A 14,979-nucleotide genomic window follows, 5' to 3' on the forward strand; every position below is an offset into this window, starting at 1 on the left:
AGGGGTTTTTTCTGTCTCAATTGTGTGCCATGATATAATCCACCCTGCGTCCTTATGTTTTTTGATTCTCCTTTTTTGAGTCATAAACAGACACGCATGGGATGAACTTGAAAACAACAAATTCACCCCCATCTTAAATTACTGAATTTCATTTTAAATATTTTATCAGACAGCTTTAATGCTGAATTCACTGATGAAATATGTAGGCTATTCACTAAATTTAACGAGCTTAAATCGTGCAGCATTGTACGGTTTTTTACTGCCACAGATTCAACGAAGAGTAAGCAAAAGATGAGCGATATGACTTCCCCTACTTCTCAAGTAGCGGCTCTGATTAGCCGAGGCAAAGAACAAGGTTATTTAACCTTCGCTGAGGTTAACGATCATCTGCCGGACTCCATCACAGAAAGCGAGCAGATTGAAGACATCATTCAGATGCTGAATGACGTTGGTATTCCGGTACATGATCGCGCGCCTGAATCTGATGATACGATGTTCGAAGATACTGCAGAAGCGGCGGATGAAGTTGCAGAAGAAGAAGCTGCAGCCGTACTTGCCTCGGTAGAAAACGAGCCAGGTCGTACCACTGACCCTGTACGTATGTATATGCGTGAGATGGGTACAGTAGAACTTCTGACTCGTGAAGGCGAAATCAGCATCGCAAAACGCATCGAAGAAGGTATTCGTGATGTTTTGCACTCGATTGCTTACTGGCCGAATGCGGTAGAAGTGGTACTGCAAGAATACAAAGATTATGAAGCGGGTGAACGCCGTCTTGCTGACCTTTTATCAGGTTATTTAGATCCTGAATCAGATGAAGAAATTCCTGAAGTTCTAGAAGAAGAAGCGGTTCTTGCTGAAGATGAGACTGACTCGAAAAAATCGACCAAAGATGTAAAACTGGACGATGATGAAGAGGAAGAAGAAGCAGATTCTGATGATGAATCAGAAGCAGATTCTGGTCCAGATCCTGAAATTGCTAAAGCGCGTTTTACTGAACTGGAAAATGCGTGGCTGAATACCAAAGCAACTATTGAAAAACATGGTCGTGACAGCAAACAGGCTGAAGAAGCTTTGCAGGCACTTGCAACTGTATTCATGATGTTCAAATTTACCCCGCGTCTATTTGATATCATTTCTGAAATGATTCGTGGTACCCATGATCAAATTCGTGGTGCAGAACGTGAAGTGATGCGTTATGCAGTACGTCGTGGCCGTATGGATCGCACCCAGTTCCGTACCAGCTTCCCGGGCCAAGAATCGAATCCAGCCTGGTTAGATGAGCAGATCGCAAAAACACCTGCAGACCAGAAAGCTTATCTGGAAAAAGTACGTCCAGACGTATTGGCCTTCCAGCAAAAAATTGCCGATATCGAGAAAGAGCTTGGCCTTGATGTAAAAGGCATTAAAGACATTGCCAAACGTATGGCCGTCGGTGAAGCCAAAGCACGTCGTGCCAAGAAAGAAATGGTTGAAGCGAACTTGCGTCTGGTAATTTCGATTGCGAAGAAATATACCAACCGTGGCTTGCAATTCCTGGATCTGATTCAGGAAGGTAACATCGGTCTGATGAAAGCCGTAGACAAGTTTGAATACCGTCGTGGTTATAAATTCTCGACTTATGCGACCTGGTGGATTCGTCAGGCGATTACCCGTTCGATCGCGGATCAGGCACGTACCATTCGTATTCCGGTACACATGATTGAAACGATCAACAAGATCAACCGTGTATCTCGTCAGCTTCTACAGGAAATGGGTCGTGAACCGACTCCTGAAGAACTGGGCGAACGTCTGGAAATGGACGAAGTTAAAGTACGTAAAGTACTGAAAATCGCCAAAGAACCAATTTCGATGGAAACACCGATCGGTGATGATGAAGATTCACATCTGGGTGACTTCATTGAAGACAGCAACATCACTTCACCAATTGATGCGGCAACGTCTGAAGGCCTGAAAGAAGCGACACGTGAAGTTCTGGAAAACCTGACTGAACGTGAAGCCAAAGTCCTAAAAATGCGTTTTGGTATCGACATGCCGACTGACCATACTTTGGAAGAGGTGGGCAAACAGTTTGACGTAACACGTGAACGTATTCGTCAGATTGAAGCGAAAGCGCTGCGTAAACTTCGCCATCCATCGCGTTCAGAACACTTACGTTCATTCCTTGAGAATGATTAAGATTTGATGCTTATTCTGGAGACTTGAAATTTGATCATCAGTCTCCATTTAAGTAGCCAAGACAAACCCAAACGCCTGCATGATTGCAGGCGTTTCAAATCAGGGGGACTACCATGTTAGACCGTACACCATCTCGTGAACTTCAAGAACATCTTTGGGTTTTCCCTATGGATTATCCGATTAAACTGATTGGCCTTGCGGGCGATGAATTGCGTCATGCTGTCATCGACATTTTTCTGAAACATTTTCCAGATTTTGAAGGTGATAGCGTCAGTATTACGCCATCACGTACTGGAAAATACCATTCCATTACCGCACAACTGCGCTTTTTGGAACTGGAACAGGTTCATGCAGTATATGCAGATTTGGCCGCTTGCCCGCTAATTAAAACAGCACTGTAATCGAAAATACAAAAGACACGCTTCCGGGCGTGTTTTTTTTATGCCTATACAGCGCTAAGATACCCATGAAATATTGCTGATCTCACCCCTATTTCATGCCGAAATCATTATAATTATGACCAGTTTTTTATAATTACCAAGGACACTTCCTGTGACTGATGTGCTGCAAAAGCCCGAGCTGATCATTCGTCAATATCACGACCTCACACCTTATGAAGATCGTTTTCTGGAAATGAAAACATTTACGGAAACCCGTGATGAACATAGCCCGGATCAATTGTGGATTTTGCAACATCAGGATGTACTGACTCAAGGTCAGGCAGGCAAACCGGAACATATTTTAATACCAAGCAATATTCCGGTGATTCAGACCGATCGTGGTGGTCAGGTGACCTGGCATGGTCCCGGTCAATTGGTGGCTTACTTCATGTTCGACCTGAATCGTCTGGGCTGGAATGTGCGCACGCTGGTGTCTTATGCTGAAAACCTGATGATTGAATTGCTAAAAAAATATGGCATTGATGCCTATGCCAAACCGGATGCACCTGGTGTATATGTGGCTGAACGTAAAATCGGCTCACTCGGTTTTAAAATTCGCAAAGGCCGTAGCTACCATGGTCTGTCCCTAAATCTAGATTGTGATCTGAGCGGATTCAACACCATTAACCCTTGTGGCTATGCAGGACTGGAAATGGTACGCATGAGTGACCTGCTCGAGCAACCACCCCAATTCAGCCAGTTGTGCACTGAAATTATTGAAACTTTGCGTCACAACGGGTACTTTAAGCAAGTAACTGTCGAGCAAAGATAAAGCCTTTGCATTTTACCCCCAAATAAATTAGAGTATTTACTCTAAACTAATAATATTGAGATAGGGATCATCACGTGATTGCGACTAAATCCGTAAAACCCGCTTTGCAGCTTGCCTATGTCAAACTCATGATGGATGTGATTGGCCGAGGTCTGGTCATGGCAAGTCAGGTGGATAAAGAAATCAAACAGGAAGTGGCCCATTTTCCAGAAAATTTCACTCTTTCCATGAAAGTCTTTCCGCATGGCCCGGCCTTTGTGGCGCGGGTCACTGAGGACAAACAGCTGGAACTGGTCAAAAATCTGGAAAAAGCACCTGATTTGATCATTACCTTTAAACATCTGCACCATGCCTTTTTGGTATTTTCTTTTCAGGAAAGTACCTCTCAAGCTTTTGCCAATGACCGTATGATTGCTGATGGCGATATTTCCAATGCCATTCGTCTGGTACGTTGCCTGAATAAAATGGAAGCACTGATTTTGCCGAAAATGGTGGCACAACTGGCAGTTAAAGAATATCCAAGCAATCTGAGCCTAAAAGAAAAACTAAGCGAAGCGAGCAGTATTTATCTGAAAATCGCTCAATCCTATTTGAAACGGAGTGTATAACATGGCTAAACCTTATTATGAATTTTTCTGTCCGGTCAAAGTGATTGCCGGTCATGCCGCGTTAGAACATATTCCGTTTGAACTTGCGACTTTGGGGGCCAAACGTCCGCTCATCATTACCGACAAAGGCGTCCGTGCCAACAATTTGTTGGCACCAATTGAAGCTGCATTTGAAATGGCAGATGCTGCAATTGTAGCGATTTTTGATGATGTACCACCCGACTCTAGCTTGGGTACAGTGCGCAGTGCGGCAAAGCTGTATCGCGAAAATCATTGCGACGCGATCATTGCTGTGGGCGGAGGTTCAGTCATTGATACCTCTAAGGCAACCAATATTCTGGTATCGGAAGGCGGTGATGACCTGCTGAAATATTCGGGTGCACATAACTTGCCTAAACCGCTGAAACCGTTCTTTGTGATTCCAACCACATCTGGTACAGGTTCAGAAGTGACCATGGTCGCTGTCGTGTCGGACACTGAAAAGAACGTCAAAATGCCGTTCGCCTCTTATTATCTGATGCCGCATGCTGCGATTCTGGATCCCCGCATGACCCAGACCTTGCCGCCACATTTAACCGCCATGACCGCAATGGATGCTATGACCCATGCGGTCGAAGCTTATACCTGCATGGCAGCCAATCCGATTTCGGATGCTTATGCCACCGCCGCAGTCAAAAAGATCAGTACCCACCTATTTAATGTGCTGGATAACCCTTCCGATGCACAAGGCCGTTTGGAGCTGGCACAGGCATCGACCATGGCGGGAATTGCATTTTCCAACTCGATGGTTGGCATTGTGCATTCACTGGGGCACTCATTGGGTGCAGTGGTACACCTGCCGCATGGTTTATGCATGAACTTATTCCTGCCTTATGTGCTGGAATACAACAAAGAGGTCAATGGCGATAAAATCGCAGATCTGCTCCTGCCTTTGGCGGGTGCCGATATTTATGCACAAACGCCGGCGCATCTACGTGCTGACAAAACCATTGCGACGATTCTGACCATGCGTGACCGCATTTACAGTCTGACCAAATTACCACGCACATTACGTGAAACCGGTAAGATTTCTGAAACCCAGCTCGATGAAGTGGCAGAGAAAGCCCTGAATGATGGTTCCATCATTTATAACCCGAAAGAAGCCACCCTGGAAGATTTAAAATCTATCTTAAAAAAGGCTTGGTAATTACTGAAAAATAAGCCAATATAGCCAAAATTTCAGCCTGATGTTTTTTTAAGCATCAGGCTTTTATCTTGCATAAGAAAAAATTCGATTTCTTTTTTTGAATGGCACATTTTATGCAGGACAAAAGTCAAAAAAATAGCTAGCAAAAGCCGTTCTTTTCAAGTAGATTGGCGGACTTTTATAGAAAACTGTAGGGGGGATCGTTCGTCTCAAACGATCCTTATAAATATGACTGATCCTTGATCAACGATTAAGAGGATAACGCCGTTGACTAATATCTCTGGGACTCAATCGGCAGCTAAACTGCAAAAAACGCTGGGACTCTGGCACATCATTATTATTGGTTTAGCTTATATTCAACCCATGACCTTGTTTGATACATTTGGTCTGGTATCTGAAGAAAGTAACTTCCACGTTCCCACCTCTTACATTTTTGCACTGATTGCAATTTTGTTAACCTCCTTGAGCTATGGTCATATGATTCGTCGCTACCCTTCTTCGGGTTCGGCCTATACCTATGCGCAAAAATCCATCCACCCGAACGTAGGTTTCATGGTGGGTTGGTCATCCTTGCTGGATTACCTGTTATCGCCAATGGTCAATATCATTCTGGCGGTGATTTATCTGGAAGCACTTTTCCCAGACATGAACCATTGGGTTTGGGTCATTGGTTTAACCGCCTTTATGACCGCGATTAACCTTCGTGGTGCGAGATTTGTTGCCAACTTCAACAGTATGATTGTATTCGTACAATTGGGCGTCATTGCATACTTCACCTGGATGGTTTACCAACTTCTGGAAGGTGGCGTGAATGCAGACGGCACACTGGTCGATGCAAAGTATCAACTGTGGAGTTTAGAGCCATTCTGGAATGAGTTTACTTCTGTTGCTGCCCTGATTACCGGTGCAACCTTACTGTGTTTCTCATTCACAGGTTTTGACTCTTTAAGTTCTCTTGCTGAAGAAACCAAAGATACTGAGAAAACCTTACCTAAAGCGATTTTCTTGACTGCATTGTTGGCAGGTATCATCTTCATCATTAGCACTTACTTCATGCAGATCTTCTTTCCGAATGATCCAAAAACTTACTTTGAAGATATCGCTGCAACACAGCCTGATATTTTACAAGCTGTCGGTGGCGTGGCGTTTAAAACAGTCGTACTTTACTTCGCAATTGTGACAGTAATGGCTTCTGGTATTTCAGCACATGCGGGTGTATCTCGTCTGATGTACGTGATGGGTCGTGATGGCGTGATCAACAAGAAGATCTTCGGTCATATTAGTCCGAAAAACTACACACCTTCATACAACATCCTGATCGCTGGTGCAGTGGCTTTAACTGCTGGCTTTATGGATCTTGATTTTGTGGTGTCATTGATCAGCTTTGGTGCCTTAACGGCATTCAGTTTCGTCAACTTGTCGGTGATTTCACGTTATGCATTACGTGATGGTCGTACCAAGAGTGCCAAAGAGATCATGAACTTTGTCGTGGTTCCTTTACTTGGCTTCATTTCAGTCTTTGCATTGTGGTTAGAAGTCGATGAAGCTTCGCTTAAATACGGTCTGATCTGGGCATTTGGCGGTATCTTGTACTTAGGTTATAAAACCAAAGGCTTCAAGCACCCTGCTCCTCAGCACAATGAATTTGATGAAAAATAATGTCGTTCTAATTCAAATAAAAAAGGCGCTTCATGCGCCTTTTTTATGTTTTTCATTTTTTGATTTAACTAACGTAGATAACAATCAAAACCCATCTGGGTATTAACCCGATTATTTTCATAACCTAGTTTTTCAATAAACAGACTGCGATTAGACAATAACTTTTGCTCTTCCGGACCTAAACGGGCTCTATTTTTGATAGCCAGTTGATACATTTCATCTACGACATCCTGAAAAATGTCACAGACTTCTTCACGCTTGGCTGGCTTTAATTTACGCCCCCGCCAGGTCCATTGAAAATCATCTGAATTCAGGCTCTGCCCCCATTTTTCAATACGCGCATCTAAGCGTTTTTGCATGTTAAGCAAACCCTGCTGTATTTCTGCCTGAGTAATGGGCTGAACTTCCTTTGTTGCCGATATGGCGGCTCTGTCCTCTTCCGCACTGACGGAAGCCGCAATAGTTTCAAGGCAACATGCGATGACAAGTTTTAATAGAGGCTTCAAAGCAGCACCTTTTGTTATATTTGATGAAGTTATAAACTCAAGCATACAATGAAGTGAAAAGCAGTTTATCTATTTGTTACACAAAATAAAAAAGCCACCCAAAGGCAGCTTTTAGAATCATCACAAATTTCCGCTTAAAGCGTTTTAAAACCTTGCTGACGCCAAGCTTCGTAGACAATTACTGCAGTGGCATTCGACAAGTTCAAACTTCGGGAGTTTTCTGCCATCGGTAAACGAATCCAGTGCTTTTGCGGAAACATCATACGAACATGTTCAGGCAGACCACGAGTTTCCGGACCCATTAACAAGGCCACAGGACGGTTTAAATCCGAAGTATGCGGTGTTTCAGAACCTTTGGTGGTCAATGGATAGATTGCATCCAGCCCAATGCCTTTGCTTGCCAAATCGGCCAGACAGTCTTCGATGTTTTCCCAAATCTGCATATTGGCATATTCGTGATAATCCAGACCGGCACGTTTCAGCTTTTTGTCATCCAACTCAAAACCCAGCGGCTTGACCAGATGTAACTGTGCTCCTGTATTGGCACACAGACGAATAATATTGCCTGTATTTGCAGGAATTTCAGGCTCATATAAAACAACGTGGATCACAGCTTACTCACTCAATATATTTAATTCAGACACAACATTCGCCTTGCGCTCGGGCAAAGCAGTGCTTTGCTTATCCTCTTACTTCAGGCCTAGCCTTCGCCTTGCGCTCGGGCAAAGCAGTGCTTTGCTTATCCTCTTACTTCAGGCCTAGCCTTCGTCTTGCGCTCGGGGCAAAGCAGTGCTTTGCTTATCCTCTTACTTCAGGCACAGCCTTCGTCTTGCGCTCGGACAAAGCAGTGCTTTGCTTATCCTCTTACTTCAGGCACAGCCTTCGTCTTGCGCTCGGGCAAAGCAGTGCTTTGCTTATTCTCGCTCATGCCATTGCAATTGTTCACGTAAGCGTACAACTTCACCAATAATGGTCAAAGTCGGGGCTTGAATCTGATGTTCGGACACTTTGGATGCAATATCAGCAAGCGTTCCTACTACAACTTTCTGTTCAGGCGTCGTACCTTTAGAAACCAAGGCCACTGGCATGTCGGCTCGCTGACCATGAGCGATTAATTCTGCACAGATTTTCTCCAGTCCAACCAGCCCCATATAAAGCACTAAGGTCTGGTTTTCATAGACCAACTCACTCCAAGGCAATTCTGGCGAACCTTCTTTTAAGTGCCCGGTCAGGAAACGCACACTTTGCGCATAATCACGATGGGTTAATGGAATACCGGCATAGGCTGAACATCCTGAAGCTGCGGTAATCCCTGGAACCACCTGGAAAGTAATTCCAGCAGCAAATAGCTCTTCAATCTCTTCACCGCCACGCCCGAAGATAAATGGATCACCGCCTTTCAGACGACAAACCCGCTTTCCTTCACTGGCATATTTCACCAACAAGGCATTAATTCCATCTTGCGGAACCGCATGATTGGAACGTGCCTTACCCACATAGATCTTTTCCGCATCACGACGACATAGATCCATAATTGGTGCTGAAACCAGACGATCGTAAATCACCACATCGGCTTGCTGCATCAAACGTAAGGCTTTTAAGGTCAACAATTCTGGATCACCCGGACCCGCACCGACCAAGTAGACTTCACCTTTTGGCTTTTGCCACTCTTGTAATGCTTGCTCGATCAGGCGATCTGCTTCCGCGATATTGTCGTTGAACACCTGTTCTTTTAGCGGACTGGCATATAAATCTTCCCAGAAAATACGGCGTTCATCCGGATTGACTATTTTAGCCTTAACCGCACTGCGCCATTTTCCTGAAAACTCAGCCAGCTTGCCCATTCCATGCGGAATAGTGGTTTCTAGCTGGGTACGAATCTGGCGGGATAGCACCGGTGAAGTACCGTTACTGGCTACAGAAATAACTAACGGTGAACGGTCAATAATCGCAGGAACCATAAAGCGGCAATGCGGTGGATCATCGACGCTATTGACCAGGACATTTTCCGCTTCACACAGTTCAAAGACCTGACGATTGGTTTCCGCATCGTCAGTTGCCGCAATTACCAGTCGAAATGGACGTAATGCAACTTCAGGATGAAAAGCCGCCTGCACATATTGTCCTTGGCTATTTTGCACAATTCGCAGCAGACTCTCTTCAATTTCAGGCGCAATCACATGAATGATCGCACCTGCTTTTTGAAGTAAAAGTGCTTTACGGTATGCAATATGTCCACCACCGACAATCAGACAAGGTTGCTGTTGCAACTTTAACGAGATTGGAAAAATATCCACGAACTACCTCAAAATTTTAAATCTGACTGTCTATGCAATTTTCATGCACATTTAGGGATGCTGAGATCGACAATTAGTCGATATAAGTCGCACCACACATATATGGACGTAATACTTCAGGAATCTCAATGGAGCCATCGGCACGTTGATAGTTTTCCATCACTGCAAGTAAAGTACGACCCACGGCCAGACCTGAACCATTCAAGGTATGCACAAATTCAGTTTTCTTCTGATCAGCACGGTAACGCGCTTTCATACGACGCGCCTGGAAATCCCCCATGTTTGAGCATGAAGAAATTTCACGGTAGGTATTTTGGCTTGGTACCCAGACTTCCAAGTCATAAGTCTTGGTCGCACCAAAGCCCATGTCACCACCACAAAGTAAAATTTTACGATATGGAAGTCCGAGTGCTTGCAAAATGCCTTCAGCATGGCCAGTCAATTCTTCAAGCACTTGCATCGAAGTTTCAGGTTTTACAATCTGAACCATTTCGACTTTGTCGAATTGGTGCTGACGGATCAAACCGCGGGTATCACGACCATAAGAACCTGCTTCACTACGGAAACATGGTGTATGCGCTGCATATTTCAATGGCAGACGGTCTGCATCAATAATTTCATCACGTACGAAATTCGTCACTGGCACTTCAGCAGTTGGAATCAGATAAAACTCTTTTTCGCCCTGCAGCCTAAACAGATCTTCTTCAAATTTAGGCAGCTGACCAGTCCCACGCAATGAATCTGCATTGACCAGATAAGGCACATAGGCTTCGGTATAACCATTTTGATCAGTATGCGTATTTAGCATGAACTGGGTAATGGCACGTTGTAAACGTGCTAATGAACCTTTTAGTACACTAAAACGTGAACCGGTTAATTTGGTCGCGGTTTCAAATTCCAGACCGCCCATCATTTCGCCTAGATCCGTATGATCTTTGATTTCGAAATCAAATTCACGCGGTGTACCCCATTTCAGGATTTCCACGTTATCACTTTCGTCTTTACCTTCAGGCACAGCTTCATCGGGCAAGTTTGGAATAGACAGTAATTTTTCTTCAAGCTCAGCTTGCAGTTCAGCCAGTGCTGCTTCAGCCGCTTTGATTTCATCACCAATCGCAGACATGCGTGTCATGATTTCAGATGCGTCGCCACCTGCTTTTTTAATTTGACCGACTTGTTTGGCACCGGCATTACGTTCAGCTTGCAGGGTTTCTGTCTTGGACTGAATCTCTTTACGGCGTGCTTCTAGGGACGCCCACTCTTCAACATTGAGTTGAACACCACGTTTTGCCAAGGCTACATTTACAGCCTCAATATTATTTCTGAGTAATTTCGGGTCGATCATAATCAATCTTTGCAGAAGAAAAAAACTGGCTATAGTGTAAGCTCTTAACGTCAAAAAATACAGTGACCCTGACCCTAGCTGCGTCCTATTAGCACAATATTTAGGAAGCTGTCTGCTGCAAAATGGCTAAATATTCAGGGCGAATCACTTCATTTAAATCCGCATAGGACACTTTTAATTCAGGCATTCCTGTTGCTGCGGGAGCTAGTTCTCCTGCCGGATACACCATCACCAGACCTGTTGTATCAAAATAATAGTTATCACTCAGTTTTAACTGCTGTTGTTGAATCCTTTGCGCATTCAGCCATTGAGTATTGGCTTGATACATTGCATTCAGCAGTTTCTGCTCACCGCCATTTAATAATAGTTGAGACAAGGCCAAACGCTTTCTCTGCTTTAGATCAAAATTGATATATTCCACATGTTTCAGAGAAGCATTTTTACTCCTCGCCAGATTGGAGCTTTTTAAGGAAAAAGTCGCCAAATAAGCACGCTGACCAATAAATTCTACCTTGATAAAGCGCTGATCCAGATAATGCGGCTCATCGGCTTTTTTAGGATTTTTCTGGGTGACCTTGGTGAATGCAACAGGTTCGGTATGCTGAATGCGCTCAATAAAATATTGATCAATCCAGTCAATATTACTGTCCACCGTTTGTAGATCGAAGCGTACGCAACCTTCCAGTTCACACACCACTTTGGCTGCCCCTTTCACAGGAACGGTCTTGGCTTCAATTTGCGTAATCCGATCTGCTTGCGCGAGCGTTGCCACTGAGCTGGAGTGAGGCTGACAACCCATCATACCCACAGTGAGTAACAAGACAGCGTAAATTTCAGCAGTTTTCAATAGATTAATTTTCATCCTGAGCTCCCAAAATTTTACAATTTCATTGACTCGACTTTTATTTATTCTAAGATGCTCTCATGTTTAGATATAGCTGAACCTTGTAGTCTGTCCAAAACAATCCAGATGATCGGCAATAAAAAAGCAACCTCGAAAGGTTGCTTTTTTTATCTGGTTCATATTGATGCTTATTGATCAATGATGTCCGTACCTTTTGGTGGGGTAAAGTTAAAGGTAGAGGCTGGAATACTGCTATTTACTTTTACATTGCTAAATTTGATATTGGTGGTTTGTCCCAATGAATCCTGCAAGATCATCAAGCTTGGTGCTTTGTTTGCGCCAAAGCTAATGGTCAGGCTTTCAAACACACCATCGGTATTTTTAGGATACAGCGTGTAATAGGTTTTGCCTTTATTTGGCTGAGTCACCCGGTAAGACTGCATAATCTGGCTGGTGTTTCCTGACAGCAATAACGCCGGTGTATTAGCAACCTGCTCATCTAAGCTTTGACGAACGGCTTGTTGCAAGTCAGGATCATAAATCCATACGGTTTTACCCGTGGTTGCAATGACTTGCTTCGACGGTGCGGTCGTTTCCCAATAGAATTTACCCGGACGCTCAACTTTCATCACCCCTTTAAAGGTTTGATTCATATGTTGTGCGGTCAAACCTTTTTTCTGGGTCGCTCTTGGATTGGTTACCTTGGTACTTTGTTCGAAATTTGCCGTCATGCTACGCACATGATTGAGCTGTTTGACCAGACTGGCTGTTGCCTGTTGCTCCGAAGCTGCCACAGGTGCAGCAAACACGGTTGTACTCATCACCGGTGCTAAAGTCACTGCACCCAGAGCCATAGCACAGACGGTTTTACGAAGCATATTCATAATTTCACCCTTATATTTTGCTTGATCGCAATTTATTTGATAGCTCATCTTAAACGAAAATTAAAAGCTAAAATGATAGAAAATAAGAACTTTTGTATTGTTATTAATTCGAAACTGGTTTTTTTGTTCATCATCATGAAGATTTCAGGACAATTTTTACATTATGGAATGTCGCTTAATCTGAACATTAATTTTCAGGCATAAAAAAACCCACAATAACTGTGGGCTTTTTTTCTATCTCAGCGGATTACGCGTCAACAGATACGTAGCGACGGCCAAATTGACCTTTCACTTCGAATTTTACTACGCCATCAGCAGTAGCAAATAATGTATGGTCACGACCCATACCAACGTTTTGACCAGCGTGGAATTCAGTACCACGTTGACGAACGATGATGTTACCTGCAGTTACAGTTTGACCACCGTAAACTTTAACACCTAACATCTTAGGATTCGAATCACGACCGTTCTTAGTCGAACCACCGGCTTTTTTAGTTGCCATGTCTATTTACTCCTCGTAATTAGCCTGAAATAGCTGTAATTTTCAACTCAGTGAACCATTGACGGTGACCTTGTTGTTTACGGTAGTGTTTACGACGACGCATTTTGATGATGCGGATTTTGTCGTGACGACCATGGCTAACTACTTCAGCAGTTACAGTAGCACCAGCAACAACTGGAGCACCGATTTGAATGCTTTCACCGTTAACAAGCATCAATACGTCATCAAACGTAATAGTCGCGCCAGTTTCAGCTTTCAATAATTCTACTTTAAGGGTTTCACCCTCAACTACACGGTGCTGTTTACCACCGCTTTGGATTACTGCGTACATAATGTACTCCAAACAAGCCCGTGTCGTCGTGCCGATAAAGGAATATATCGAACTTAAGACGTACGCCACTGGGGGGATATCTAAGGGCGAGGATTTTAAGGGATATTCAAAAAAACAACAAGCCATTTTACTGAAATAATAATGAGCAGGATGCGCTAATTATTTAACTATTAAATAATTTCTATCAAATCAAATACTCAAGATATATTCAGCAACAAAATAATACAGCAGAAATCCGGCTAGTTTGATTAATATACTCAGCCTGACGAATAGGGCCACGCCCCCTGACCTTTCCTGATTTTTATGGCTCGAAATATGGATCGAATCTACATAAGATCTATAAAAAGCTGATTTTTAGTGGAGTTTATGCATTTCTTAGGTTTCACTCATGTTATAAATTGTTAAACTACGCCCAGCGATTTACCAGACTAGAGGTTTTCTTTCACATGACCATCGACTTTAAGCAAGACATTCTCGCTCCTGTTGCTAACGACTTTGCTGCGATGGACACATTCATTAATGAAGGAATTACCTCAAAAGTTGCATTAGTGATGGCCGTCAGCAAACACGTAGTGGAAGCGGGTGGCAAACGTATGCGCCCGATTATGTGTCTTTTGGCCGCCAAGGCGTGTGGTGCTGAAAATTTAGAACCGCACCGTAAACTGGCTGCAATTATTGAAATGCTGCATACCGCAACACTGGTGCATGATGATGTGGTAGATGAATCCGGTCTGCGTCGCGGCCGCCCAACGGCCAATGCTACCTGGAATAACCAGACTGCGGTTTTGGTGGGTGACTTTCTGATTTCACGTGCTTTTGATTTGCTGGTCGATCTGAACAACATGGTGTTGCTCAAAGATTTTTCGACCGGTACCTGTGAAATTGCTGAAGGTGAAGTGCTGCAACTACAATCCCAGCATCAGCCGGAAACCACTGAAGCGACTTATTTGAATATTATTCATGGCAAGACCTCGCGCCTGTTTGAACTGGCAACAGAAGGTGCTGCCATTTTGTCGGACAAAAACGAATTCCGTCAGCCTTTAAAAACCTTTGCCGGACATTTCGGCAATGCTTTCCAGATTATTGATGACATTTTAGATTACACCTCCGACGCGGACACGCTCGGCAAAAATATCGGTGATGATCTCATGGAAGGCAAGCCTACCCTGCCATTGATTGCGGCACTGAAAAACACCACCGGTGAGCAACATGAAATCATCCGTCGCAGTATTGCGACTGGCGGTACGGAACATCTGGAACAGGTCATTCAAATTGTCAATGAATCTGGTGCGCTGGATTATTGCCGTCAACGTGCCACTGAAGAAACTGAAATTGCAATTGATGCCTTGCAGGCATTACCTGACTCCGAATATCGTCAGGCCCTGATTAATCTGGCCAAACTGGCCCTACACCGAATTCAGTAACTT

General features: G+C 43.9%; 15 protein-coding genes. 7 read left to right on the forward strand and 8 right to left on the reverse strand.

Annotated elements, in window-relative coordinates; translation table 11 throughout:
• Window positions 1-243: 243 nt before the first annotated feature.
• From rpoD to ACP7BU_RS03775, 6 genes are all read left to right on the forward strand, one after another.
• Entirely contained in the window at window positions 244-2,178 is a 1,935-nt protein-coding gene (rpoD, locus tag ACP7BU_RS03750; protein ID WP_224215688.1) for an RNA polymerase sigma factor RpoD, read from the forward strand.
• 113 nt (window positions 2,179-2,291) lie between these two features.
• Window positions 2,292-2,579 (forward strand): YbeD family protein, encoded by a 288-nt coding sequence (locus ACP7BU_RS03755; protein ID WP_004280625.1) that lies wholly within the window; start codon window positions 2,292-2,294, stop codon window positions 2,577-2,579.
• Window positions 2,580-2,730: 151 nt separating this feature from the next.
• Complete coding sequence (gene lipB / locus ACP7BU_RS03760) at window positions 2,731-3,390, forward strand: lipoyl(octanoyl) transferase LipB (RefSeq protein ID WP_425878781.1); 660 nt, start codon at window positions 2,731-2,733, stop codon at window positions 3,388-3,390.
• 74 nt (window positions 3,391-3,464) lie between these two features.
• Window positions 3,465-3,998, forward strand: coding sequence for a hypothetical protein (locus ACP7BU_RS03765; RefSeq protein WP_180037094.1), 534 nt, complete (start codon window positions 3,465-3,467; stop codon window positions 3,996-3,998).
• Window position 3,999: 1 nt separating this feature from the next.
• Complete coding sequence (locus ACP7BU_RS03770) at window positions 4,000-5,184, forward strand: iron-containing alcohol dehydrogenase (protein WP_409665975.1); 1,185 nt, start codon at window positions 4,000-4,002, stop codon at window positions 5,182-5,184.
• A 267-nt stretch (window positions 5,185-5,451) separates the two neighbouring features.
• Complete coding sequence (locus tag ACP7BU_RS03775) at window positions 5,452-6,843, forward strand: APC family permease (protein WP_153566830.1); 1,392 nt, start codon at window positions 5,452-5,454, stop codon at window positions 6,841-6,843.
• A 68-nt stretch (window positions 6,844-6,911) separates the two neighbouring features.
• Here ACP7BU_RS03775 and ACP7BU_RS03780 read toward each other — a convergent pair whose 3' ends face one another.
• The 8 genes from ACP7BU_RS03780 to rplU all read right to left on the reverse strand — a co-directional run bounded on the left by ACP7BU_RS03780 (window position 6,912) and on the right by rplU (window position 13,552).
• Window positions 6,912-7,394, reverse strand: coding sequence for a hypothetical protein (locus ACP7BU_RS03780; RefSeq protein ID WP_180180458.1), 483 nt, complete (start codon window positions 7,392-7,394; stop codon window positions 6,912-6,914).
• A gap of 89 nt (window positions 7,395-7,483) precedes the next feature.
• Entirely contained in the window at window positions 7,484-7,960 is a 477-nt protein-coding gene (locus ACP7BU_RS03785; protein WP_005106302.1) for a tRNA (cytidine(34)-2'-O)-methyltransferase, read from the reverse strand.
• A 303-nt stretch (window positions 7,961-8,263) separates the two neighbouring features.
• The gene (gene cysG / locus ACP7BU_RS03790; RefSeq protein WP_425878777.1) at window positions 8,264-9,646 is read right to left on the reverse strand and encodes a siroheme synthase CysG; all 1,383 of its coding nucleotides are present in this window, start codon (window positions 9,644-9,646) and stop codon (window positions 8,264-8,266) included.
• 73 nt (window positions 9,647-9,719) lie between these two features.
• Complete coding sequence (gene serS / locus ACP7BU_RS03795) at window positions 9,720-10,991, reverse strand: serine--tRNA ligase (protein ID WP_425878775.1); 1,272 nt, start codon at window positions 10,989-10,991, stop codon at window positions 9,720-9,722.
• A gap of 100 nt (window positions 10,992-11,091) precedes the next feature.
• On the reverse strand, window positions 11,092-11,853 hold the full coding sequence (locus tag ACP7BU_RS03800) for an RsiV family protein (RefSeq protein ID WP_425878773.1): 762 nt from the start codon (window positions 11,851-11,853) through the stop codon (window positions 11,092-11,094).
• A gap of 170 nt (window positions 11,854-12,023) precedes the next feature.
• Complete coding sequence (gene lolA / locus ACP7BU_RS03805) at window positions 12,024-12,719, reverse strand: outer membrane lipoprotein chaperone LolA (RefSeq protein ID WP_005106298.1); 696 nt, start codon at window positions 12,717-12,719, stop codon at window positions 12,024-12,026.
• A gap of 247 nt (window positions 12,720-12,966) precedes the next feature.
• Window positions 12,967-13,221, reverse strand: a complete 255-nt coding sequence (gene rpmA, locus ACP7BU_RS03810; RefSeq protein WP_004280639.1) for a 50S ribosomal protein L27 — start codon at window positions 13,219-13,221, stop codon at window positions 12,967-12,969.
• 19 nt (window positions 13,222-13,240) lie between these two features.
• Complete coding sequence (gene rplU, locus ACP7BU_RS03815; protein WP_004280640.1) at window positions 13,241-13,552, reverse strand: 50S ribosomal protein L21; 312 nt, start codon at window positions 13,550-13,552, stop codon at window positions 13,241-13,243.
• A gap of 446 nt (window positions 13,553-13,998) precedes the next feature.
• Between rplU and sdsA the strand changes: the two genes are divergently transcribed.
• Window positions 13,999-14,976, forward strand: a complete 978-nt coding sequence (gene sdsA, locus ACP7BU_RS03820; protein ID WP_005265900.1) for an All-trans-nonaprenyl-diphosphate synthase — start codon at window positions 13,999-14,001, stop codon at window positions 14,974-14,976.
• Window positions 14,977-14,979: the final 3 nt, after the last annotated feature.

Origin of the sequence: Acinetobacter sp. 40AMC3-4 (assembly GCF_049898185.1) — a bacterium.
Taxonomy (GTDB): domain Bacteria; phylum Pseudomonadota; class Gammaproteobacteria; order Pseudomonadales; family Moraxellaceae; genus Acinetobacter.

Coding starts and splice junctions, on each gene's coding strand:
- ACP7BU_RS03755 (WP_004280625.1), top strand. CDS start 2,292: ATGTTAGACCGTACACCATCTCGTGAACTTCAAGAACATCTTTGGGTT.
- ACP7BU_RS03770 (WP_409665975.1), top strand. CDS start 4,000: ATGGCTAAACCTTATTATGAATTTTTCTGTCCGGTCAAAGTGATTGCC.
- ACP7BU_RS03780 (WP_180180458.1), bottom strand. CDS start 7,394: ATGCTTGAGTTTATAACTTCATCAAATATAACAAAAGGTGCTGCTTTG.
- serS (WP_425878775.1), bottom strand. CDS start 10,991: ATGATCGACCCGAAATTACTCAGAAATAATATTGAGGCTGTAAATGTA.
- ACP7BU_RS03800 (WP_425878773.1), bottom strand. CDS start 11,853: ATGAAAATTAATCTATTGAAAACTGCTGAAATTTACGCTGTCTTGTTA.
- lolA (WP_005106298.1), bottom strand. CDS start 12,719: ATGAATATGCTTCGTAAAACCGTCTGTGCTATGGCTCTGGGTGCAGTG.
- rpmA (WP_004280639.1), bottom strand. CDS start 13,221: ATGGCAACTAAAAAAGCCGGTGGTTCGACTAAGAACGGTCGTGATTCG.
- rplU (WP_004280640.1), bottom strand. CDS start 13,552: ATGTACGCAGTAATCCAAAGCGGTGGTAAACAGCACCGTGTAGTTGAG.
- sdsA (WP_005265900.1), top strand. CDS start 13,999: ATGACCATCGACTTTAAGCAAGACATTCTCGCTCCTGTTGCTAACGAC.